18 protein-coding genes are annotated in these 22607 nt (G+C 66.6%); 1 reads left to right on the forward strand and 17 read right to left on the reverse strand.

The window, feature by feature from the left end:
• Position 1 precedes the first annotated feature (1 nt).
• Positions 2 to 829 carry an SPOR domain-containing protein gene (locus DFR51_RS13285; RefSeq protein WP_121051973.1) on the reverse strand — a complete coding sequence of 276 codons (828 nt, stop codon included), beginning with the start codon at positions 827 to 829 and terminating at the stop codon, positions 2 to 4.
• Between the two features lies 1 nt (position 830).
• Positions 831 to 2567, reverse strand: coding sequence for an arginine--tRNA ligase (gene argS / locus DFR51_RS13290; RefSeq protein WP_121051975.1), 1737 nt, complete (start codon positions 2565 to 2567; stop codon positions 831 to 833).
• Between the two features lie 238 nt (positions 2568 to 2805).
• On the opposite strand from argS, the gene DFR51_RS13295 reads away from it, so the two are divergent.
• Entirely contained in the window at positions 2806 to 4437 is a 1632-nt protein-coding gene (locus DFR51_RS13295; protein ID WP_170151782.1) for a GGDEF domain-containing protein, read from the forward strand.
• On the opposite strand, the gene DFR51_RS13300 is transcribed toward DFR51_RS13295, so the two are convergent.
• The 15 genes from DFR51_RS13300 to DFR51_RS13370 form a co-directional block, all read right to left on the reverse strand.
• Positions 4438 to 5598, reverse strand: coding sequence for a deoxyguanosinetriphosphate triphosphohydrolase (locus tag DFR51_RS13300; protein ID WP_121051979.1), 1161 nt, complete (start codon positions 5596 to 5598; stop codon positions 4438 to 4440).
• The gene (locus DFR51_RS13305) at positions 5598 to 6911 is read right to left on the reverse strand and encodes an SPOR domain-containing protein (RefSeq protein ID WP_121051981.1); all 1314 of its coding nucleotides are present in this window, start codon (positions 6909 to 6911) and stop codon (positions 5598 to 5600) included. Before DFR51_RS13305 ends, DFR51_RS13300 begins: the two co-directional genes overlap by 1 nt.
• Positions 6908 to 8035, reverse strand: coding sequence for a CaiB/BaiF CoA transferase family protein (locus DFR51_RS13310; protein ID WP_121051983.1), 1128 nt, complete (start codon positions 8033 to 8035; stop codon positions 6908 to 6910). The genes DFR51_RS13305 and DFR51_RS13310 overlap by 4 nt, the downstream gene beginning before the upstream one ends.
• Before the next feature lie 130 nt (positions 8036 to 8165).
• Positions 8166 to 9656, reverse strand: coding sequence for a cell division protein FtsZ (ftsZ, locus tag DFR51_RS13315; protein WP_121052500.1), 1491 nt, complete (start codon positions 9654 to 9656; stop codon positions 8166 to 8168).
• Positions 9657 to 9770: 114 nt separating this feature from the next.
• Positions 9771 to 11042: a cell division protein FtsA gene (ftsA, locus tag DFR51_RS13320; RefSeq protein WP_121051985.1), complete on the reverse strand. Its 1272-nt coding sequence runs from the start codon at positions 11040 to 11042 to the stop codon at positions 9771 to 9773.
• Entirely contained in the window at positions 11039 to 11920 is an 882-nt protein-coding gene (locus DFR51_RS13325; protein WP_121051987.1) for a cell division protein FtsQ/DivIB, read from the reverse strand. Before DFR51_RS13325 ends, ftsA begins: the two co-directional genes overlap by 4 nt.
• Positions 11917 to 12825, reverse strand: coding sequence for a D-alanine--D-alanine ligase (locus DFR51_RS13330; protein ID WP_121051989.1), 909 nt, complete (start codon positions 12823 to 12825; stop codon positions 11917 to 11919). The genes DFR51_RS13325 and DFR51_RS13330 overlap by 4 nt, the downstream gene beginning before the upstream one ends.
• Positions 12822 to 13706: a UDP-N-acetylmuramate dehydrogenase gene (gene murB / locus DFR51_RS13335; RefSeq protein WP_121052502.1), complete on the reverse strand. Its 885-nt coding sequence runs from the start codon at positions 13704 to 13706 to the stop codon at positions 12822 to 12824. The genes DFR51_RS13330 and murB overlap by 4 nt, the downstream gene beginning before the upstream one ends.
• Before the next feature lie 20 nt (positions 13707 to 13726).
• Entirely contained in the window at positions 13727 to 15139 is a 1413-nt protein-coding gene (gene murC / locus DFR51_RS13340) for a UDP-N-acetylmuramate--L-alanine ligase (RefSeq protein WP_121051991.1), read from the reverse strand.
• Entirely contained in the window at positions 15136 to 16269 is a 1134-nt protein-coding gene (gene murG / locus DFR51_RS13345; protein ID WP_121051993.1) for an undecaprenyldiphospho-muramoylpentapeptide beta-N-acetylglucosaminyltransferase, read from the reverse strand. Before murG ends, murC begins: the two co-directional genes overlap by 4 nt.
• Positions 16266 to 17429 carry an FtsW/RodA/SpoVE family cell cycle protein gene (locus DFR51_RS13350; protein WP_121051995.1) on the reverse strand — a complete coding sequence of 388 codons (1164 nt, stop codon included), beginning with the start codon at positions 17427 to 17429 and terminating at the stop codon, positions 16266 to 16268. Before DFR51_RS13350 ends, murG begins: the two co-directional genes overlap by 4 nt.
• Positions 17426 to 18757, reverse strand: coding sequence for a UDP-N-acetylmuramoyl-L-alanine--D-glutamate ligase (gene murD, locus DFR51_RS13355; protein WP_121051997.1), 1332 nt, complete (start codon positions 18755 to 18757; stop codon positions 17426 to 17428). The genes DFR51_RS13350 and murD overlap by 4 nt, the downstream gene beginning before the upstream one ends.
• Positions 18754 to 19824, reverse strand: coding sequence for a phospho-N-acetylmuramoyl-pentapeptide-transferase (mraY, locus tag DFR51_RS13360; RefSeq protein ID WP_121051999.1), 1071 nt, complete (start codon positions 19822 to 19824; stop codon positions 18754 to 18756). The genes murD and mraY overlap by 4 nt, the downstream gene beginning before the upstream one ends.
• A gap of 1 nt (position 19825) precedes the next feature.
• A complete protein-coding gene (locus DFR51_RS13365) occupies positions 19826 to 21193 on the reverse strand; it encodes a UDP-N-acetylmuramoyl-tripeptide--D-alanyl-D-alanine ligase (protein WP_121052504.1) in 1368 nt (455 codons plus the stop codon).
• Positions 21190 to 22605, reverse strand: a complete 1416-nt coding sequence (locus tag DFR51_RS13370) for a UDP-N-acetylmuramoyl-L-alanyl-D-glutamate--2,6-diaminopimelate ligase (RefSeq protein WP_121052001.1) — start codon at positions 22603 to 22605, stop codon at positions 21190 to 21192. The genes DFR51_RS13365 and DFR51_RS13370 overlap by 4 nt, the downstream gene beginning before the upstream one ends.
• Between the last annotated feature and the right edge of the window lie 2 nt (positions 22606 to 22607).

A 22607-nucleotide genomic window follows, 5' to 3' on the forward strand; every position in this document is an offset into this window, starting at 1 on the left:
CTCAGCGCACGATCACGCACTGTTCGCCCGCCGCCTGCACCGCCGCGCAGACACTGCCGGCCTGCGCTTCGGAGGCGATGCCGCCCGCACGCAGACGGTAGAGCGTCTTGCCGCCGCTTTCGACCGGCTGCACCGACTTGCGAAGCCCGCCGAGCGCACCGACACGACCCGAAAGCTTCGACCACACCTGATCGGCGCTCGCGGTGCTGTTGAACGCACCGAGCTGGACGGTGACGCTGCCCGACGCCTTCACAGGCTCAGGCTTGGGTGCAGGCTTCGCTGTTTCCACCTTGGGCGCCGGCTTCGGCGTTTCCTTGGCCGGGGCCTTGGCGACCGGCTTTTCCGTTGGTTTCGGCAGAACCTTCTCCGCCACCTTGGGCTGCGGCTTTTCGGCGGGAGGCGCCTTCTGCGCGGGCGGCGGCACCGTCGCGCTCTGCTCCGGCGCTGCCGGAATCACCGGCACGGGCTCCTCCTGGATGATATCGAGCGCGAGTTCACCGCCGGGATCCTGCCCCTCGGCGACCGAATGCGTCAGGCTGTCGGCGTCCACATCGAGCCCGCCGGGATCATCGGGACGGACCTTGTAGGCGCCATCCGGCGCCTGGATAAGCGGCACCTCGTCGGTGGCGGCAACCGGATCGGTGCCGCGACCTCCGCCGATCCATTCGACCACGAACCACAGCACCGCGACGGTCGCCACGATGATGGCGCCCGCGATGATGAGGCCGCGATACGGAAAGGCACGACCTTCCTCCTCATCCTCCGGCTCCGCGGGTTCGAGCCACGGCAGCGCTTCGTCTTCCTCGTCGTCCCGGTAGCCGCGCGCCATCTCAGTGCATCTCCTCGACCGGGGTCACACCCATCACATGAAGGCCGTTGGCGATAACCTGCCCCAGCCCGCGCGCCAGCGCCAGCCTCGCGTTGGTGATGCCGGGGTCGTCCGCGATCAGGTAGCGCTTCGAAGGATCGTCGTTTCCGCGGTTCCAGTTCGCGTGGAACGCGGCAGCGAGATCGCCGAGGTAAAAGGCGATGCGGTGCGGTTCATGCGCGTTGGCCGCGGCCTCAACGATCCGCGGCCACTGCGCGGCGAGCCGCACAAGATCGAGTTCGGCCTCGTCGAGCCGGGCAAGATCAACCGCCGAGGGCGCAGCAACGGTAAAGCCCCCCTCTGCCGCGCGCCGCGCCAGCGAATGGATGCGGGCGTGCGCGTATTGCACGTAGAAAACCGGGTTATCCTTCGATTGCTCGACGACCTTGGCGAAGTCGAAGTCGAGCGGCGCATCGGCGCGGCGCGTCAGCATCATGAAGCGCACGACATCCTTGCCGACCTCGCGCACCACATCCGCGAGCGTCACGAACGAACCCGAGCGCTTCGACATCTTCACGGGCTCACCCGCGCGGAACAGGCGCACCATCTGCACCAGCTTCACGTCGAACGGCTTGCCGCCCGTCAGTGCGGCGACCGCCGCCTGAATCCGCTTCACCGTGCCCGCGTGGTCGGCGCCCCAGATGTCGATCAGTTGGTCGGCACGCTCGGCCTTGCGCTTGTGATACGCCATGTCGGCGCCGAAGTAAGTCCACGAACCGTCCGACTTCTTCAGCGGCCGATCGACGTCGTCGCCGAAAGCGGTCGAGCGGAACAGCGTCAGCTCCACCGGCTCCCAGTCGTCGGGAAGCTCGCCCTTCGGCGGTTCGAGAACGCCTTCGTAGACGTAGCCCTTGGCGCGCAGTTCGGCTTCAGCGCGATCGGCCTCCCCTGCGGCCTGCACCTCGGCTTCCGACGAGAAAAGGTCGTGATGGATGCCGAGCAGCGCGAGATCGGCCTTGATGAGCGCAAGCATCGCATCGACGGCCCGCGTGCGGAACAGCGCCAGCCATGCGATCTCCGGCTTGCCCACATGTGTATCGCCGAATTCGGCCGCAAGCGCGGCCCCGACCGGCTTCAGATAATCGCCCGGATAGAGGCCTTCGGGGATCTCGCCGATATCCTCGCCCAGCGCCTCGCGGTAGCGCAGGTGCGCCGAGCGTGCGAGCACGTCCACCTGTCCGCCCGCATCGTTCACATAATATTCGCGCGTCACCTCGTGGCCCGCGAATTCGAGCAGCGCGGCGAGCGCGTCGCCCACAACAGCCCCCCGGCAGTGGCCCATGTGCATCGGCCCCGTGGGGTTCGCCGACACATATTCGACGTTGACGTGAACGCCCTTGCCCATGCCCGTCCGGCCGTAGTCGCCGCCCGCTGCGAGGATGGCATTCAGCTCGTCGATCCAGACCGTGGGATCAAGGCGGATGTTGATGAAGCCCGGCCCTGCCACATCGACCGACGCGACACCCGCCGCCTTGGCAAGCTCTGCGGCCAGCGGCTCGGCAATGGCGCGCGGCGGCTTGCCCGCAGGCTTCGCGAGCACCATCGCGGCATTGGTTGCAAGGTCGCCGTGCGAAGGGTCGCGCGGCGGCTCCAGCGCCACCGCCTTGCGGTCGAGACCGGCCGGAATCGACCCGGCAGCTTCCAGCGCATCGAGCGCGGCGTGAACCGCCGCCGTATAGGTTTCAAAAACAGTGCTCACGACCAGGCCTGCTATCTGCAAAAATGAGATTTGCCCGGGGCCTTACACCGCTTTCACCACGCGCGCCAAGCATCCGTCGCCGTCAGCGCGGCAGAGTTCGTCGGCTGGATGTTTTCATTTTGAAAACATTCGTAACGGTTTTTTATCGCCCATCGCGCATGGTGGGCTGACAACAGCCCCCTTCGACGAGTATGCGTCCGCCGTTCTTATGTACCGCGTAATTGCCTTTGCATTTCTATTGCTTATCACCGCTGCCGCGGGCGCAGAGGCGCGCGCGGATGCGCCCTTTTGCCATGCGGTGACGAACCTTTCGGCAACCGATCCGGGTGTATTTGATTGTTCAGCGGAGCCTGCCGGCTATCAAAAACGGAGCCTCTGGCTGAAAATCGCGGCGCCAACCGATTCGCACATCGTCTATGTTCACCAAACCCGTTTCGAGCGATTAACCGCGCTGTTCGAATATGCGGACGGACGCACGGCATCGCAGTCGGTTCGGCGCGGCAATTATGGTGCGCGCTGGCGGGCGGGCGGTCAGATCGCGTTCGAACCGCCCATGCTCGCAGCGCCGATCAAGGCCGTCATCCTCCGTTTCGACAGGCTTGCGAGCCACGATCTGCTAAGAATCCGCCTGCCAGATGATGCGGAAGCCAATGCACAGGCCGCAGCGCTGCCGGTCATCGTCGGCAGCGCAATCACGCTGCTCGCGCTCGGAGCGCTTTACACGCTTTCGGTTGGTGTGGCGCTGCGCCGCGTTTTTCTCCTCTGGCACGGGCTCTGGGCGATCACGATGGTGGCATGGGGCCTGCTCTGGTCGCAGCTTGCGCTGATCGTCGCACCCGGCCTTGCCGGCTGGTCTTCGCAAATCTGCACCTTTCTCGCCTGCCTTGCCGTCACGCTCGCCACGATCAGCGGTGTGGTGGCGCTCGGGAAGGACATGGGGCCGCGCGCGCTTCGCATCGGGGCGCTCGTGCCCGGCCTTTTCATCCTGCCGTTCGGCGTTCTCGCTTCCCTTGAAACGGGACCGGCGCTCGGTTGGCAGGTGGGCGTTCTCGGTGTGCTCACACTGTCGGTGCTCGCGCTCGTCACGATCGGTCTCGTGAATGCCTGCCGCGCGGGCAATGCCGACGCGAAGGCGCTAGCCTGGGCTTGGGCGCTGCCGATGGCGACGCTTGCGCTCACCCAGGTCGTCGACATGGACGCATGGCTCTATGGCGGCGGCTCACAGGTCGTGATGCTGGTCGCCGCGGCATTGCAGACCGTGTCGCTTTCGATCGCGGTCACGCTGCGGATCGCGCACCTCCGCGATGAGCGCGACCGCGCCCGCGCAGCGGAAGCACGCATGAGCGAGCTTGCCAGCCGCGACGCGCTCACCGGCCTTCTCAACCGGCGCGGCTTCGTTGACCGCGCCGAATTCATGATCGAAGGCCGCGCCGCGCCGGGCGAGCACTTCGGCCTGCTGCTCATCGACATCGACCATTTCAAGCGCGTCAACGATGGCTATGGACACGAAGCGGGCGATGCCGTGCTGTGCCGGATCGCGCGCCGGCTCGAACGCTGGGAAGGGCCGCTGTGCGTCGCCGGGCGCATCGGCGGCGAGGAATTTGTGCTTGGTGTCACCGGGCTTACGCCAATCGGCATCCGCCAGTTCGCCGAAAGCGTAAGGCGCGGCATCGCCGATCTGCAGCACCCCGAGCTTCGTACCGGCCACGCCGTCACGGCCAGCATCGGCGTTGCATCGGCGGATCAGGCGCTCAGCTTCCAGCGCCTTTACGGCTGGGCCGATCAGGAACTCTACAAGGCGAAAGCAAACGGCCGAAACCGCGTGATCTTCCGGGGAAGCGACCGCAACGCGCAGGCGGTCGCCAGCTGATCAGATGATCGCGCCGGGCGGAAAGACGATTTGCCCGCCAAGCGCCTCGAAGGTTTTGAGCGCGTAGCGATCGGTCATCCCCGCGATGAAATCGGCGATGTGGCGCGCGCGCGCCGGTTCGGCCTCGGGCAAGCGCGCCAGCCAATCTGCGGGGAGCCTCGAAGGATCGTCGTGGAGCTTGTCGAACAGTTCGCCCGTCACCGCGGCGGCAGGCTCGCGCATCGCGAGGTTGCGCGTGTGGAAGTACATGTTCGCGTAGAGGAAGCGCTTGAGGTCGCGCTCTGCCGCCTGCATCGCCTCCGAAAAGCCCACGACGGATGCGCCCGCGCTGCGAACGGCGTCCACGTCAGCCGGTGCGAGCGCGGCGAGCCGCCTCACGGTTTCCTCGATCAGGTCGTCGGCCATGCGCCCGATCTGGAAGCGCACGAGTTCCGCCGCGAGCCTGTCCTCGGGCGCACCGGGATGGCGCGCGCGCACCGCATCCAGACATTCGGCGACGAGGGGCACGGCTGCCGCGACCTCGTCGAGGGTGAACAGGCCCGCGCGTAGGCCATCGTCCAGATCGTGGTTGTCGTAGGCGATATCGTCCGCAAGCGCGGCAAGCTGCGCCTCCGGCCCTGCGTGCGTCCCAAGATCGAGATCGTGGAGCGCGTTATAGTCGCCGAGCGCCCAGCCCGGCGATGCGACCGGGCCGTTGTGCTTGGCGAGCCCTTCCAGCGTTTCCCACGACAGGTTGAGCCCGTCGAAATCGGCGTAGCGGACCTCGAGCGTGGTCAACATGCGGATCGTGTGCCCGTTGTGGTCAAACCCGCCCCACGGCGCCATGCGCGCCGCAAGCACATCCTCGCCGACATGGCCGAACGGCGGATGCCCAAGGTCGTGCGCAAGGCAGAGCGCCTCGGTCAGGTCTTCATTAAGCTGCAGCGTACGCGCGATGGCGCGGCCGATCTGCGCGACTTCCAGGCTGTGTGTCAGCCGCGTGCGGAAGTGGTCCCCGTCCGGCGAGACGAACACCTGCGTCTTGTGCTTGAGACGGCGGAAGGCGGTCGAATGGATGATACGGTCGCGGTCGCGCTGAAACGCATCGCGGCGCGTACTCGGGCTTTCGAAATGAAGCCGCCCCCGCGAGACGGCGGGGTTCGAGGCGTACGGCGCCAGCATCAGAGCGGCGCGATGGCGGAGCCGGCCGGTGCGCGGTTGATATAGGACTCCACACCCGCAGCCTTCAGCCGCCGCGACACTTTCTGCGCGTCTTCGCCCGATCGGAACGGGCCGATCAGCAGGCGGTGCGTGCCGGCGACACTTTGCACGTAGGCGTTGTAGTTACCGATCGCGCTTGCCTTGCGCTTGAAGCGTGCAAGGTCGCCCGAAACGAGCGCGCGGTCCGGGCTGCTCGAAAGCTGCAGCCACACATGCGCGGCCTTCAACTCCGCCGCCGAGAGTTTCGGCAGCCCCGCAGGCAGCGGCTCCGGCTTCGGCGCCGGTTTGGCTACCGCAGGCTTGGCAGGCGCCGGCCTTTCGAGGGCAGGCTCAGGCGCGCGCGCGGGCGGATTTTCGATCTGCGGACTTTCGGTCTGCGGACTTTCGCTCACGGGTGCCTCGGCTACAGGCTCCGGCGGCGGTGATGCTGGGACCTGAGCGACGACCGGTGCCTGCGCGGGCCGTCCCGCATCAGGCAGGATGCCAAGGTGCACGGCAGCCGCCTTCGCGGCCGGAGTCGGCAGGTTGGCAATGCGTTCGAGCACGTCACCCGCCGCGGCCGCCGCCTGCGGACTGAGGTTGGCGGTCGCGATGCGCCGCGCGAGATCGCGCCGTCCGCCCAGCGCATGGACCAGCACCAGCGTCCGCTCGAAGCTCGGCTGGCCGGACGCCTTTTCGGCCTCGGGCTGCAAAAGCTGCATCGCGGCTTCATTGTCGCCGCCGATCGCGAGACTGAGCGCCAGATGCTCGATGATCGAGCGGTCGCCCGGCACGCGCTGCATCGCGTCCGCATAGGCAATCTGCGCGTTGCGACTCTGCCCGAGCAGATCGAAGGCGAGGCCGCGTTGCATGGCGATCGCCGCTGGCGGTCCGCCCGCTGCTTCGGCGAGCGCGAACGACTTCTGCGCCTCGGTCGGCCGGTTCTGCTGGACGAGCGCGGCGCCCACCGCGAGGTGCGCGAGTCCGTCCTTCGGCGTCGCCCGCACCCAGCGCTCCGCATACGACAGCGCCTGCGGCATCCGCATGGCGAGGGCCACTTCAGTCGACGCCCTCAGCGACGGCACGAAGCCGGGATCGATACCAAGCGCACGCTCATAGAAGCTCAGCGCCAGCATGAAATCGCCGGAATTGCGGGCATGATCGCCGATGGTGACGAGCCGCGCCGGATTGTTCAGCGCCGCGACCGCCCCGTCATCCTTCTGCTTGCGCGACTGCGCGAGCGACGGGTCCGCCGTCGCCGCGAGAAGAAGCAGGGCAGCGGCGGCGCGGATCATGCAGCGATCGCCTTCGTGTCCGCCAATGCTGCGATTTCGGCTTCCGAGTAGCCGAGTTCGCCAAGGATCGCCGCTGTGTCAGCTCCCGCGCGCGGCGCTGGAGTCGGCGTATCGGTGCGTGTGTCCGAATAGCGCGGCGCGGGCGCGGGATGCGTCATGCCGCCCACGTTGATGAACGTGCCGCGTGCCGCGTTGTGCGGGTGCGACGGCGCCTCGGTGAGTGACAGCACCGGCGCGAAGCACACGTCCGTGCCTTCCATCAGCGTGCACCATTCGTCACGCGTCTTCGTCAGGAACAGCGCCGTCAGCTTAGCCTTGAGCGGCGCCCAGCGCGACGGGTCCATCTGCCCGTCGAATTCCGGATCATTCTCGAGCCCCGCGATGCGGCGGAGCGCGGCATAGAACTGGGGCTCGATCGATCCGATCGAAATATGGCCGCCGTCCCTGCATTCGTAAGTGTCGTAAAAGTGCGTGCCCGTGTCGAGCATGTTTACGCCGCGCTCATCCTTCCACGCGCCCTGCCCGAAGAACCCCCAGATCATGCTCATCAGCACGGCGGAGCCATCGGTCATCGCTACGTCGAGCACCTGCCCTTTCCCGGTTTTCTGGGCCGAAAGCAGCGCCGCGGCCATGCCGAACGCGAGCATCATGCCGCCCCCGCCGAAATCGCCGACCATATTGATCGGCGGCGTCGGCTTCTCGCCCGCGCGGCCATAGGCATGAAGCGCGCCCGAGAGCGCAATATAGTTGATGTCGTGGCCAACGGCTTGGGCGAGCGGACCCGTTTGTCCCCAACCCGTCATGCGGCCATAGACGAGCCGCGGGTTATCACCGAGCAGCACATCGGGGCCGAGCCCGAGCCGCTCCATCACACCGGGCCGCAGCCCTTCGATGAGGCCGTCGGCGGTCTTCACCAGCTTGCGCACGACCGCGATGCCTTCGGGCGATTTCAGGTCCACGACGATCGAGCGCCGCGAGCGGCCAAGCACCGTTTCCGGCGCTCCGCCGGGACGATCGATACGGATCACCTCCGCACCGTGATCCGCAAGCATCATACCCGCGAAAGGCGCCGGCCCCAATCCCGCCATTTCGATGATACGAACGCCCGAAAGCGGTCCCGCCATGCTTCTCCCTTTCCTGCCATCGATTTGCGACGCAGCGTCGATGCGGTCAAGCGGTGCGCGTCCGCAAGGTCACGAAACAGTGAGGGCCGGGTCTGCAGCCCGGCCCTCCTGATTGTACCTGATCCTGGGATCAGTCGTTGACCTGGCGGCGGAAGAACCGCGGGATCTCAAGCGGATCCTGCCCGGCCGGTTCCTCGGCGACGGGCTGCGGCTCCTCGGCGCGTGCCTTGTCGGCACCCCGGCTGAGATTCATCATGCGCTCGAACAGCGTCGGACCCGGGCGCGGCTCCTCTCGCACGGTGCGCGGGGCCACGTAGGGGCGCTCGACCGGCTCGTTGATCGGTGCGGGCGGCGCCTCGGCGGCAACGGGCTCCGGCGCGGCTTCGCGAACCGGTTCCGGCATACGCAGCGGCATCACATTGTCCGAAAAACCAGGCTGCGCGTCTTCGACAGGCTCGGCTTCTGCGACGGGCGCGGGCTCTTCAGCCACCGGCGGTTCGAGGACGATCGGCCGCTCCTCGGGCGCCTGGGGTGCGGGCGCCGGCGCAGCAGCCGCGACCGGGCGGACGATCGGCGCCGCCGGAGCGAAGCTGCCCGCGACCGAACCGAAACCGCTGACGGTCGTTGAGGTCCGCGCGGGTTCCGCCACCTTGGCTGTCGCATCTATGCCGGTCGCGACGACCGACACGCGCATCCGGCCTTCAAGGTTCGCGTTGAACGCCGAGCCGACAATGATGTTGGCGTCCGGGTCAACCATTTCGCGGATGTGGTTCGCCGCTTCATCGACTTCCATCAGGCGGAGGTCTTCACCGCCCGTGATGTTGATGATGACGCCCTTGGCGCCGCGCATCGAAACTTCGTCGAGCAGCGGATTGGCGATGGCCTTCTCCGCCGCCTCGATGGCGCGGTTCTCGCCCTCGGCCTCGCCGGTGCCCATCATCGCCTTGCCCATCTCGCTCATCACCGTGCGGATGTCGGCGAAGTCGAGGTTGATGAGGCCGGGCATGATCATCAGGTCGGTGATGCCGCGCACGCCCTGGTGCAGCACTTGGTCGGCCATCGCGAACGCGTCCTTGAAGGTCGTGTTCGCATTGGCAATCAGGAACAGGTTCTGGTTCGGAATGATGATCAGCGTGTCGACGTGCTTCTGAAGCTCGGCGATGCCCTCTTCGGCCGAACGCATCCGGCGCGCGCCTTCGAAGGCGAACGGCTTGGTGACGACGCCGACCGTGAGGATGCCGCGCTCACGCGCCGCCTTGGCGACAACGGGCGCCGCACCGGTGCCGGTGCCGCCGCCCATGCCGGCGGTGATGAAGCACATGTGGGAGCCGTCGAGCGCGCCTTCGATCTCGGAGAGCGTTTCTTCGGCTGCCGCGCGGCCGATCTCGGGACGCGAACCGGCGCCGAGGCCCTGCGTGATCTTGAGGCCGAGCTGGAGCCGGGTTTCCGCCGTCGCTGCCGAAAGCGCCTGCGCATCGGTATTCGCCACCACGAAATCGACACCTTCGAGGCCCGAAGAGATCATGTTTGCGACCGCGTTGCCACCCGCGCCGCCGACACCGATCACGGTGATCCGCGGCTTCAGTTCGGTAAGCTCGGGACGTTGCAACTCAAGACTCATGATGCTCTCCTTCGGCGCCGGCGCCCCCCACAAGAGCGCATTTGTTAAACACTACGACAGGATCGATTCCGCGTGAATCCCCAAGACGAAAAAAAATCAACATCTGGTATGTCGTCACAGGCTGGACCTCAGCACTTCGATCATCCTGCCCCACGGCGAGCGTGACATACGCATCTGTCCGCCATCGCGAACGCTGCCCGCCCAAAGGTCTTCACGGTCCTCCGCGCCGTAGAGCGCCAGTCCTGCAAGCGTTGAAAACGCGCTGCCGGTCTGCGCCTCGGGAAGCCCTACGAGTCCGCGCGGACGGCCGACGCGGCAATGCCGCCCGAGCAGCCCCTGCGCGAAGTCCGCGATGCACTTGAGTTCGGCACCGCCGCCCGTCAGCACCATCTGGCGTCCGCGCGGTCCCTTGAAGCCCATTTCGTTGAGCCGTTCCCCCACGTCGGAGAACAGCATGTCGAGCCGGTCGCGAATCACGGCGACGATCTGCGCACGCGGCACGCGCGTGGGCTCGACGTCATCATCCTCCGAGATCGGGAGGATCTCGATCATGTCGTGGTTGTCGCGCGGGCTCGTCGTCGCCGAGCCGTACAGTGTCTTCAGCCGCTCGGCGTGGATGCGGCGGGTGGAGAAGGTGGAGGCGATGTCGGCAGTGATATCCTCGGAACCCATGGGGATCACCGAGAGGCCGACAAGCATCCCGCGCACATGAACGGCAACGTTGGTCACGCCCGCGCCGATCTCGACGAGCGCGACGCCAAGTTCCCGCTCCTCGGGCGCGAGGCAGGCGAGGCCCGCCGCGATCGGCGAAGCGACGATCGTCTGCACGCCAAGGTCCGCCGTGCGCACGCACTGGTCGAGGTTCCTTACCGGCGGCGTGTCCGCCGTGATGATGTGAATGTCGACGCCGAGGCGATCGGCATGGAGGCCGAGCGGGTTCATCACGCGCGTCGTCTCGTCGAGCGTGTAAAGCGCCGGCTGCGCATGCAGGATCGTGCGCCCTCCCGCGTCGAGCTGGGCGCGACCTTCGGAAAGCACGTGATCGATATCCCCGCGCTCGATGCGCTGCCCGCCTATGTCGACTTCGACTGAAACGATCTCGCTGTCGAGACCGCCCGCCGAAACGCTGACGACGACGTTTTCGACCGTGACGCCCGCGTTGCGCTCGGCCTGCTCCATCGCGGCGCGGATCGCGCTTTCGGTGCGCTCCAGGTCGGCAACGAGGCCCTGCCGCAGGCCGGTGCAGGCGCGCTGGCCGGTGCCGATGACACGCGGCGGGCTCTCGCCGTCGCTGACGGCAATAAGCGCCGCGACTTTCGACGAGCCGATATCGAGCGCTGCAATTGTCCGCTCGCCTCGGCTGCCGTTGCCCCGCCCCACTCTCATATCTCTGTTCCGCCTACTGCTGGTTGGGTGGTTGGCTGTGCGACCGTGGGTTTCTTGTCGTTTTGCGAGATGCGTACGGTCAGCCGATCGGCGAGGCGCATGTCGAAGCGGCTGAAGCCCTTGTCGACAAGCCCCGAATCGCGGTCGATCCGAACGAAATTTCCAAGCGCGGCGCGCGCTTCGGCGTAATCGTCGGGGAGTGCCAGCGTCTCGCCCGATTTCAGTTTCAGATCCCAGCGCCGCTCCCCGATCCATACAGCACCCGCGACGTGCTTCGCCGCCGCCGGGTAATCGTGGAGCAGTGTGATCAGGTTCGCCGCCTCGGTATTCGCGCCTTTGCCGACCACGATCGGCAGCTTCGCGTAGCGCGTGATGTCGTCGGAGGGCAGAACCGCGCCTTCGGTATCCACCAGCCGATGCTGGCCGCGATATTGCCAGATCGCATAGGGCTTTCGCTCGGTGATGTTGATCGCGAGCGTATCGGGAAGGCGGCGGCCGACGCTCGCATCCTTCACCCACGGCAGCATCAACAGGCGGTCGCGCACATCATCGAGATCGACGAGCAGCATAGAATCCGAAGCCCCGTCGAGCGCCGCCGTGTAGACCGGAAGACGACTCATCGTCTTGAGGCCCGTCACCTCTACATTCTTCACCTCGAAGCCCGCATCGGCGACGCCCATCGCCGCCGCCATCCAGAGCTTGTCGGGAAGCTGGTAGAGCCAGGCCGCAAACAGCGCGATGCCGGCAGCGCCCAGAGACACCGCCGGCGCCATCAGCCGACCTGATTTCGGACCCTTCACCCGCGCCCGCGGCGCGGGCGGTTTAGCCCTTTGCAGCGGCGGGCGCTTGCCCCGTTTGAGCGTGATCCGTTCGCTCATGCCGCGTCTTTCAGGATGCGCGCGACGAGCGTGTCGTAGTCGATGCCGCAATATTTCGCCTGCTCGGGGACGAGGCTGAGCGGCGTCATGCCCGGCTGGGTGTTCACTTCCAGCAGGTAGAGCCCGGCGAGGCCCCTGCTCTCGTCGTAGCGGAAGTCGGAGCGGCTGACGCCCTTGCAGCCGAGCACACGGTGCGCCTTCAACGCCATCGCCATCGCCTCGGCGGCAACGTCCTCGGGAATTTCCGCAGGGCACTGATGCACGGTCAGGCCGTCGGTATACTTGGCGTCGTAGTCGTAGAAGCCACGTGTCGGGATCAGCTCTGTCACAGCGAGCGGCTCGTCATCGAGCACCGCGACCGTGAGCTCGCGGCCCGGAATGAACGGCTCTGCAAGCAGATGCGCGAACTGCGTCCACGGCCCCGGCGCGTCGGCGGCAATCGGCGTGCCGTAGTTGCTCTCGTCGGTCACGATCGCAACACCGACCGAAGAGCCTTCGTTGACAGGCTTCAGCACATAGGGGCGCGGCAGCGGATCGCGGTCGTGCACGCTGGCGGATTCGACGACGACACCCTCCGGCATACGGATGCCGGCAGGCACGAGGATACGCTTCGTCAGCTCCTTGTCGATCGCGATGACCGACGTCGCCAGACCCGAATGCGTATATTTCACCCCCAACACGTCGAGCATTCCTTGAACCGTGCCGTCTTCCCCGGGTGTTCCATGCAGGGCATTGAACACGACGTCAGGCTTGATTTCACTCAGCTTTGCGGCAACGTCGCGCCCCATGTCAACAGCGTAAACATCGTGACCCAAACGCTTCAGCGCGGCTGCGATTCCCTGGCCGCTGGTCAGCGACACCTCACGCTCGTTCGACCAGCCTCCCATCAGCACCGCAACCTTCATTTCGCCACTCCTACGCGCTGGATTTCCCATTCAAGTTCAATGCCCTGCGACTCGCGCACCCGGCGGCGCACATCTTCACCGAGCGCTTCGATATCGTCGCTGGTCGCACTGCCCGTGTTGATGAGGAAATTGCAGTGTTTCTCACTTACCTGCGCGCCGCCGCGCATCAGACCCCGGCAGCCCGCTGCATCGACCAGCCGCCACGCCTTGTCGCCGGGCGGGTTCTTGAAGGTCGATCCGCCGGTCTTGGTACGCAGCGGCTGCGAGGCCTCGCGCGCCTCCGCGATGCGGTCCATCTCTGCACTGATCGCGGCGGGGTCCGCCGGCTCGCCGCGAAACGTGGCGGCAATCACCACCGCACCCTCGGGCAGCGCGCTGTGGCGATAGGTGTAGCCGAGGTCGTCGCGGGTCAGGACTTTCCGCTCGCCCGAACGCAGCACGACCTCGCACTCCACAAGGATATCCGCCGTCTCCCGCCCATAGGCGCCGCCGTTCATGCGCACGAAACCACCAACCGTCCCGGGTATCGAACGGAGGAACTCCATCCCGCCGATGCCCGCGTCACGCGCAGTCGAAGACACCAGGATGCCTGACGCGCCGCCGCCGCAGCGCAGTGTCACCCCGTCAAGACGCTCCACGGTCGAAAACGCCTTTCCGAGCCGCACGACCACGCCGGGTACGCCGCCATCGCGCACGATGAGGTTGGAACCGAGCCCAAGCGCCATCACGGGCACGTCCGGCTCAAGCGCAGCGAGAAATGCCGAAAGGTCGTCCGCGTCCTTCGGCTCGAACAGCCACTCGGCCTTGCCGCCTGACTTGAACCATACGAGCGGCGCCAGCGGCGCGTCCGGAGTCAGCCGCCCCGCGGCGGCAGGGATCATGCGTTCGGCCGCGGCCGCCGTCACGCCGCTCCCCGTTCGCGGCGGATTGCATCCGCAAGTCCAGCCGCCCACTTGGTGATGTCGCCCGCGCCGAGGCACACGACCATGTCGCCCTCGCGGATCGATGCGCCGAGTTTCGCGGCCAGATCTTCGGGACCCTCCACCGTATACGCATCGCGGTGGCCGGAGCGCTTGAGCCCGGCGAGCAGATGCGCCGCGTCCACACCTTCGATCGGCGCTTCGCCTGCCGCGTAGACGGGCGCGACATACACCGTGTCGGCGTCGTTGAACGCGGTCTGGAACTCCGCCATCAGGTCGCGCAGGCGCGTGAAGCGGTGCGGCTGCACCACCGCGACCACCCGGCCCTTCACGCCTTCGCGCGCAGCGGCAAGCACCGCCTTGATCTCCACCGGATGGTGTCCGTAATCGTCGATGATCGTCGCGCCATCCACCTCGCCGACCTTGGTGAAACGCCGCTTCACCCCGCCGAACGCCGCGAAGCCCGCCTTGATCGCCTCGTCGCCGATGCGCAGTTCGAGCGCGACAGCCACAGCCGAGAGCGCATTCTGCACGTTGTGCCGCCCCGGCATCGGCAGTTCGAGCCCATCGATGCGGCGCTGGTTGCCGTCGCGGTCGGTGATGAGCACGTCGAAGCGGTTGCCGCCCGGCACCGGTGTCACGTTCTCGCCGCGCACGTCCGCCTGCGCCGAGAAGCCGTAGGAGACGACGCGCCGGTCGCGCACGCGCGGCAGGATCGCCTGCACCTCCGGATGGTCGATGCACAGAATCGCCGCGCCATAGAACGGCACGTGCTCGACGAAATCGACGAACGCCTGCTTGATCTGATCGAAGCTGCCGTAGTGGTCGAGGTGTTCGGGATCGATGTTGGTGACGATCGCGAACGTCGGCGGCAGGCGCAGGAAGCTGCCGTCGCTCTCGTCGGCTTCCACGACCATCCAGTCGCTGGTGCCGAGGCGCGCGTTCGATCCGTAGCTGTTGATGATGCCGCCGTTCACGACCGTAGGGTCGAGTCCGCCTGCATCGAGCAGCGCCGCGACCATCGAAGTCGTCGTCGTCTTCCCATGCGTACCGGCCACCGCGACCGTGGACTTGAGCCGCATCAGCTCCGCGAGCATCTCGGCGCGCCGCACGACGGGGATGCGTTTTTCAAGCGCGAGATCGACCTCGGGATTGCCGCGCCGGATCGCCGTCGACGTCACCACCACGGCGGAATCGCCAAGGTTCTCCGCCTTGTGGCCGATATGGACGGTGATGCCCTTCTTCCGCAGCCCCTCGATCACATAGCCTTCGGCAATGTCGCTGCCCTGCACCTTGTAGCCGAGGTTGTGCATCAGCTCGGCGATGCCGGACATGCCGATGCCGCCGATGCCGACGAAGTGAATCGTTCCGATATCGCGGGCGATACCCGTCATGCGCTGGCTCCGATCTCTGGGGTTTCGAGAGCCAATGGCACACCGGCAAGCCGCAGGGCAAGGTCGGCGAGCGCCCGCGATGCGTTCGGCCGACCGACGGACAGGGCACGCCGTGCGGCATTGGCAAGCGCGCCCGGCTGCAATGCCATCGCTTCGATCTGCCGCGCGAGCTCGGCGGGCTTGAAACCCTTCTGCCGCATCATGCGCGCGCCGCCCGCCGAAACGACTTCGCGCGTGTTGGCCGCCTGGTGACCGTCGGTTGCGATCGGCAGCGGCACCAGGATCGCAGGGCGCCCCGCCGCGCACAGTTCGCTCACCGTCGATGCGCCCGCGCGCGCGATCACGAGATGCGCCCAGGCCATCGCAGCCGGCATGTCGTCGATGAAGGTGGAAAGATCTGCCGGAATTTCCAGCCGCCGGTACTCGGCGCGCACCTGCTCGATATCCTCCGCGCGGCATTGCTGCATCACCTGCAGGCGGTGGCGCAAACTGGCGTCGAGCTGCCCGAGCCCCGGCGGCACCACCTCGCCGAAAATGCTTGCGCCAAGGCTTCCGCCCGTCACCAGCACATGGAAGATGCCGTCCGTCTCCAGCGGCGGATACGCCTCCTTGCCGATGTCCGCGATCGCATCGCGCACCGGGTTGCCGACGAGCGCGACCTTGTCGGCAAGCTCGGGCTTCACGCGTTCGGTATCGGGGAAAGACGTCGCGATCACATCCGCCTTGCGCGCGACGAGCCGGTTGACGCGGCCGAGCACGGCGTTCTGTTCGTGGATGATCGTCGGCACGCCCGCCTTTTGCGCGGCGAGCATCGCGGGCAGCACCGGATAGCCGCCGAAGCCGATCACCGCCGCCGGCGCGTCCTCCGCGATCAGCCGCAAGACCGTCTTGCGGCCGGCGCGAATCTTTAGCCACGCGCCCAGCCACTTCAGCGGATTCTTGCCCAGTGTCGACGCCTCGATCACATGACGCGGGCCTTTGGTGAGAATACCCTGCAGTCGCGCGCCGCGTTCGTCGGTGATCAGCGACACCGTATGGCCGCGCGCTATTAATTCCTCGGCGAGCGCGTGCGCAGGCATCATGTGCCCGCCCGTGCCGCCCGCCGCGACATAGAAGTGCCGCCCGCTCATGCCGTGCGTCCCCGCGGCACGTAGGGCGAAGACTTGAGGAAGCGGTTGCGCCGCGTCAGTGCAAGCAGCAGACCCATGCCCATCGAGAGCGCGAGGAACGACGAGCCGCCGTGGCTGATGAACGGCAGCGTCATGCCCTTTGAAGGCAGCAGGTTCAGGTTCACGCCGATGTTGATCATCGCCTGCCCGCCGATCTGCGTAATGAGCCCCGCCGCGCCAAGGAACACGAACGGGTCTTCCTCTTCCAGCAGCTGCAGCAGCACGCGCACGATCATCGCGAGAAACAATATGGCGATGGCGGTGCACGCGATCGCGCCGAATTCCTCGCCGATCACGGAGAAGATGTAATCGGTGTGCGGCTCGGGCAGCGAGAACTTGTTCTGCCCCTCGCCCGGCCCCGCGCCGAACAGCCCGCCCGCGCGAAATCCGTCGAGAGCCTTGTCGATCTGATATGTATCGCCGTCGCCGGTGAGGAAGCGGTCGATGCGGCTCGTCACGTGCGGCACGAACAGATAGGCGACGACGAGCAGACCCGCACCGGCTGCAAGCACGATGCCGAGGATCGCGAAGCTCATGCCGGCAAGCACGGCCTGCACGAGCCACACACCCACGAACAGCGCCGACTGGCCGATATCGGGCTGCATCACCAGCATCGCGACGACCAGCACGAGCAGCCCGCACGATACGCTGAGCGCAGGCACGTCGCCGTCATCGAAGCGCGAGGCAAGCAGCCAGGCGCTCGTCACCGCAAAAAGCGGCTTCAGGAACTCGGAGGGCTGAAGCTGAAATCCGCCAAGCGCGAGCCAGCGCACCGCGCCGTTCGCCTCCGCGCCGAAGAACGGCACGGCGGCAAGCGCCACGATGAACACCAATGTGCCGATCAGCGACAGCCGCTTCGCCCAGGGCACCGTCAGCATCGAAACGCCGAGCATGACCGGCACACCGAGCAGAATCCAGAAGAGCTGCCGCTTGAAATAATACATGTCGTCGAGCTTCACGCTGCCGCCCGAATAGCGGTGCGCCGCCGCAGGAGATGCCGCCGCGACAGCGATGAGCCCGATGCCGATCAGCACGAGTACGAGTGCGAGAAGCGGCCGGTCAATCGTCCAGAACCAGCGGCCGAGCAGCGTCTTGTCCGCGCGGCCGAGAGGCGTGCTCATACGCCAAGCTCCTGCACGGCGGCCTTGAAGACGTCGCCGCGCTGTTCGAAATCCCGAAACTGGTCGTAGGACGCGCAGGCCGGAGACAGGAGCACGACCTCGCCCGGCTTCGCGGCACCCGCCGCCAGTTGCGTCGCCCGCTCCACAGTCCCCGCCCGGATCACCGGCACATAGGCGCCGAGCAGGTGCGCATAAACCACCTCGGCATCCCCGATCACGTAAGCGGCACGCACATGATCGAGATACGGCAGACACGCATCGAGCTCGTCCGTCTTGCGCTTGCCGCCCACGATCCAGTGGATCGCCGGATAGGCTGCAAGCGCGGGCGCGGTCGAGGTCGGGTTCGTGGCCTTGCTGTCATTGACGTAGAGCACGCCGCCGATTTCCGCGACACGTTCCATGCGGTGCGCAAGACCCGGATAGGTTTCAAGCCCGGCCTTGATCGCAGCGGCATCGAGGCCGAGCGCCCGCGTCGCCGCAATCGCAGCCACCGCGTTCTGCGCATTGTGCGGCCCGGCGAGCGAAGGCCAATCCGCCTGATAGCCAAGCGGCTCGCCGTCGATATAGGCCGCACCGTTCACCAGCGAGACGCCTTCGGCAAGAACGGTTTCGAACGACACGGGAACACCGCCCCGCCCCTTTGCAATGGCCGCCGTATAGTCGTCGTCCGAAAGGAAGATGGCGGTGGCGCCCTCATCCAGCATGTCGAACAGGCGTTCTTTCGACGCGGCGTAACCCGCCATGCCATCGTAGCGGTCGAGGTGATCGGGCGTGATGTTGGTGAGGATCGCCACGTCGCTGGCGAGGCTCTGCGTCAGGTCGATCTGGAACGAGGAGAGCTCCAGCACGTAAACGCCGCCGTCGGGCAGGGCGTCCTGCGACAGGATCGGCAGACCGATGTTGCCGCCCATCGCCGCGGGCACACCCGCGTGCGCGAGGATATGATGGATAAGCGCAGTCGTCGTCGATTTGCCGTTGGTACCTGTGATGCCGACAACCTTGTGCGGCGGCAACTCGGTGCGCGCGTGCGCGAAAAGTTCGATGTCGCCCAGCACCGGAACGCCCGCCGCCGCGGCGCGCGCGGCCAGCGGATGCGTGTTGAGCGGCACGCCCGGCGACACGACGATGCCGTCGAACGCCGAAAGATCCGCCGTGTTGATGTCGGCGACGCGCACGTCGTCGGGAAGCGCCGCGCGCTTCTTTTCATCGTCGTCCCACGCCGTGACCGTCGCGCCGGATGCCCGCAAGGCCTCAACGACGCTCAGCCCGGTACGGGCGAGGCCGAAGACGGCGTAGTGCCGGGTGGAAAAGGCGCGCGCGGTGATCATCTGAGTTTCAGCGTGGCGAGGCCGGCGAGCGCCAGCACGATGGAGACGATCCAGAAGCGGATGACCACGGTCGATTCGGGCCAGCCCAGCTGTTCGAAATGGTGGTGGATGGGAGCCATCTTGAAGACGCGTTTACCGGTGAGCTTGAAGCTCGCCACCTGCACGATCACCGAGACGGTTTCCAGCACGAAAAGACCGCCGACGAGGATCAGCACGATTTCGTGATTCGTGACGACCGCGACCGACCCCAATGCCCCGCCGAGCGCAAGGCTGCCCGTGTCGCCCATGAACACGGCGGCAGGCGGCGCGTTGTACCAGAGGAAGGCAAGGCAGGCGCCGATCAGCGCGCCGAGGAACACGGTGAGATCGCCCGCGCCGTTCACGAATACGATGCCGAGATAATCCGAAAAGCGGATGTTGCCGACGAGGTAGGCGATCAGCGCAAAGGTGAGCGCGGCGATGATTACCGGCATCGTCGCCAGCCCGTCGAGGCCGTCGGTCAGGTTCACCGCATTGCCGAAACCGGTGACGATGAACGCCGCGAACAGAATGTAGAATGGCCCGAGATCGAGTCCGAAGTTCGTGAACGGGAAGAACAGCCGCGTATCGGTCACGTCGGTGATCGCCCAGCACGCAATGCCCGCGATGATGAATTCCAGAAGCAGCCGCGTGCGCCCGGAAACGCCCTTGTGGCTGCCTTTGGAAACCTTCGAATAATCGTCTGAAAAGCCGATCGCACCAAAACCCAGTGTCACGAACAGACACGCCCAGACGTAGGGATTTTCCAGGTTCATCCAGAGCAGTGTCGAGATCGTGAGCGAGATGAGAATCATCAGCCCGCCCATCGTCGGCGTGCCCCGCTTGGTGAGCAGGTGGCTGGCAGGCCCGTCCTCCCGGATCGGTTGGCCCTTGCCCTGTTTCAGACGCAGCCAGTCGATCATTCGCGGGCCGATGATCAGGCCGATGGCAAGCGCCGTGATCACCGCCGCGCCCGAACGGAACGTGATGTAACGGAACAGGTTCAGAATGCCGGGGAAGTCGAGCGCTTCTGCAAGAATATAAAGCATGTCAGTTGATCCCCCGCAGCGCGCTGGCGATACGCCCGAGCCCGACACTGTTCGATGCCTTGAGCAGGATGGCGTCGCCGGCGGCGATGATGTCCGAAAGCGCCGCGCGGGCACCGGCGGCGTCGCTTACGCGAACCACCGCGATTTCGCGAGGGAGCGCACTCTCCAGCGGGATCGTTTCGTCGCCGACCAGCACCGCTACGTCGACTTTCGCAGCGCTCACGTGCGGCGCAAGCTCGGCGTGCAGACGTTCGCTCGCATCGCCGAGTTCGCGCATCGGCCCCAGCACGGCGATGCGTCGCGCCGCCTTCGCCGCGCCGAGCACGGCGAGTGAGGCCGCCATCGATGCGGGATTGGCGTTGTAGCTTTCGTCGATCAGCAGTGCTTCGCCGTCCTTCGCGGGGATACGGTACTGCGCGCCGCGCCCTTCGAGGCCCTGCATCTGCGAAAGGCCGAGCGCGGCAGCGGCAAGATCGACACCCGCCGCGTGCACTGCGGCGAGCACGGCGAGGCTGTTCGCTATCCAGTGCGCGCCGGGCAGAGGGATACGGTACGCGACGCGGTTGCCGTCGACATCGGCGATCACCGTCGATCCGCCCGCATCGCTCGCCGACTGCAGCGCGCGCACATCCGCGCCCGCACCGCTGCCGAAGCTGAAGATGCGTGCCGCGTGCCGTTCCGCCTTGGCGCGCAGGCGGGCGTAATGCGGGCTGTCGAACGGCAGCACGGCAACGCCGCCCGGTTCGAGTCCCTCGAAGATTTCGCCCTTCGCGTCGGCAATCGCTTCCTCGTTTTCAAAGAAGGCGAGATGCGCGGAGGTCACCCACGTCACCACGGCAACCTGCGGGCGCACGAGGCGTGTGAGCGCGGCGAGTTCGCCCGTGTGGTTCATGCCCATTTCGAACACCGCCAGACGCGCGTCCCGCGGCATCCGCGCAAGGCTCAGCGGCACGCCGGTGTGATTGTTGTAACTCTTCACCGACCAGTGCGTGTGCTCGGGCTCGATTTCCTGAAACGCGTGGCGGAGCGCTTCCTTCACGCTCGTCTTGCCGACACTGCCGGTCACGCCCACGATTGTCGCGCCCACGCGGTCACGCCCTGCGCGCCCAAGCGCCTGCAAAGCCTCGAAGCTGTCGGGAACGCGCACGTTCGGGTACGCGCAATCCTCGCTGACGAGGAATCCCGCCGCGCCCTTTTCGTGTGCGCCTTCGATGAAGCGATGTCCGTCCGTCGCCTCGCCCTTCATCGCGATGAACAGTTCGCCGCCGATGATTTCACGCGAATCGAACGTCACCCCCTCGGCAACGAACTCGCCGCTCGAGGTTCCGCCGGTGGCGCCCGCGATTTCGGCCGCCGTCCACAAGCTCATGCCGCGCACTCGCGCGCGACCGCCACATCGTCAAAGGGCAGGATGCGATCTCCCACGATCTGCCCCTGCTCGTGCCCCTTGCCTGCGATGAGCACGATGTCGCCCGCGCCCGCCGCCGCGATCGCGGCCGCAATCGCGCTGCGCCGGTCGCCGATCTCGGTCGCGCCCGGTGCCGCCGCCATGATCTCGGCGCGGATCGTCGCCGGGTCTTCGGAGCGGGGGTTGTCGTCGGTCACGTAGACAACGTCGGCGAGTTGTGTCGCGACCTTGCCCATCTCGGGGCGCTTGCCCTTGTCACGGTCGCCGCCCGCGCCCAGCACAATGTGCAGCCTGTCCTTGGCGTGCGGCCTCAGCGCTTCGATCGCCGCGCGAATCGCATCCGGCGTGTGCGCGTAATCCACGTAAATCGGCGCTCCCGCGCGCGTCAGCGCTGCACGCTCCAGCCGCCCACGCACCGGCACGAGCCGGGAAAGATGTCCAAGCGTCGTCGCGACATCGCCGCCGGTCGCGATCACCAATCCAGCCGCCACGAGCGCGTTCGCCGCCTGGTACGCCCCGATCAGCGGCAGTTCGACCCTCTTCTCGGTACCATTCGCCGCGATCATCAGCGTCTGGCCAAGCTGGTTCGGCGTCCGCGAAACGAGCCGCAGCGCGTCCCCTTTCGTGCCGACCGTAAGCACGTTCAGCCCCCGCGCCTTCGCCGTCGCGATCACCTGGTCGGAAACCCCGTCGTCAGCCCAGATCACCGCGGTGCCGTCGCTGTCCGTCACCTCGGTGAACAGCCGCAGCTTGGCTTCGAGATAGGCCTCCATCGTCTCGTGATAATCGAGATGATCGCGGCTGAGATTCGTGAATGCCCCGGCGCGGACCGGCAGCCCCTCGGTGCGATACTGCGCGAGACCATGGCTCGACGCTTCGAAGCTCGCGTGCGTCACGCCCTCGCGCGCCAGACCCGCCATGTTGGACAGGAACGTCACCACGTCGGGCGTCGTCAGGCCGGTCGAGATCTGCTCGTCGGCGGTCGTCACGCCCAGCGTTCCGATCGATGCGGAAACATGCCCCGCCATCCGCCAAAGCTGGCGCGTCAATTCCGCCGTGGAGGTCTTTCCGTTGGTGCCCGTCACCGCGACTGTCGTTGCCGGGAACGGTGCGAAGAACTTCGCCGCCAGCGCGGCAAAGCGGCGTCGGGGTTCGGGGTCAGCGATGTGAAGCGCGCCCTCGACCTTCGCCTCGGGCCGGGCCACCACCGCCACCGCGCCGAATTTCACCGCCTCGGCAATGAAATCCTCGCCGTTGAAGCGCGTCCCCGGGAAGGCGCCGAAGATCGTGCCGGGCGCGACCTTCCGGTGATCGATCGCAAAGCCGGTGACGGTTTCAGTGTTGCCGCTATCCACGAGATCCTTGAGGCGCATTC

This window comes from Sphingosinicella microcystinivorans (assembly GCF_003634215.1).
Lineage (GTDB): Bacteria > Pseudomonadota > Alphaproteobacteria > Sphingomonadales > Sphingomonadaceae > Sphingosinicella > Sphingosinicella microcystinivorans.

Bases quoted from the DNA above. Each gene is read 5' to 3' on its own strand.
- DFR51_RS13285 (WP_121051973.1), bottom strand. From the start codon at position 829: ATGGCGCGCGGCTACCGGGACGACGAGGAAGACGAAGCGCTGCCGTGG.
- DFR51_RS13300 (WP_121051979.1), bottom strand. From the start codon at position 5,598: ATGCTGGCGCCGTACGCCTCGAACCCCGCCGTCTCGCGGGGGCGGCTT.
- DFR51_RS13305 (WP_121051981.1), bottom strand. From the start codon at position 6,911: ATGATCCGCGCCGCCGCTGCCCTGCTTCTTCTCGCGGCGACGGCGGAC.
- DFR51_RS13310 (WP_121051983.1), bottom strand. From the start codon at position 8,035: ATGGCGGGACCGCTTTCGGGCGTTCGTATCATCGAAATGGCGGGATTG.
- ftsZ (WP_121052500.1), bottom strand. From the start codon at position 9,656: ATGAGTCTTGAGTTGCAACGTCCCGAGCTTACCGAACTGAAGCCGCGG.
- ftsA (WP_121051985.1), bottom strand. From the start codon at position 11,042: ATGAGAGTGGGGCGGGGCAACGGCAGCCGAGGCGAGCGGACAATTGCA.
- DFR51_RS13325 (WP_121051987.1), bottom strand. From the start codon at position 11,920: ATGAGCGAACGGATCACGCTCAAACGGGGCAAGCGCCCGCCGCTGCAA.
- DFR51_RS13330 (WP_121051989.1), bottom strand. From the start codon at position 12,825: ATGAAGGTTGCGGTGCTGATGGGAGGCTGGTCGAACGAGCGTGAGGTG.
- murB (WP_121052502.1), bottom strand. From the start codon at position 13,706: ATGATCCCTGCCGCCGCGGGGCGGCTGACTCCGGACGCGCCGCTGGCG.
- murC (WP_121051991.1), bottom strand. From the start codon at position 15,139: ATGACGGGTATCGCCCGCGATATCGGAACGATTCACTTCGTCGGCATC.
- murG (WP_121051993.1), bottom strand. From the start codon at position 16,269: ATGAGCGGGCGGCACTTCTATGTCGCGGCGGGCGGCACGGGCGGGCAC.
- DFR51_RS13350 (WP_121051995.1), bottom strand. From the start codon at position 17,429: ATGAGCACGCCTCTCGGCCGCGCGGACAAGACGCTGCTCGGCCGCTGG.
- murD (WP_121051997.1), bottom strand. From the start codon at position 18,757: ATGATCACCGCGCGCGCCTTTTCCACCCGGCACTACGCCGTCTTCGGC.
- mraY (WP_121051999.1), bottom strand. From the start codon at position 19,824: ATGCTTTATATTCTTGCAGAAGCGCTCGACTTCCCCGGCATTCTGAAC.
- DFR51_RS13365 (WP_121052504.1), bottom strand. From the start codon at position 21,193: ATGAGCTTGTGGACGGCGGCCGAAATCGCGGGCGCCACCGGCGGAACC.
- DFR51_RS13370 (WP_121052001.1), bottom strand. From the start codon at position 22,605: ATGCGCCTCAAGGATCTCGTGGATAGCGGCAACACTGAAACCGTCACC.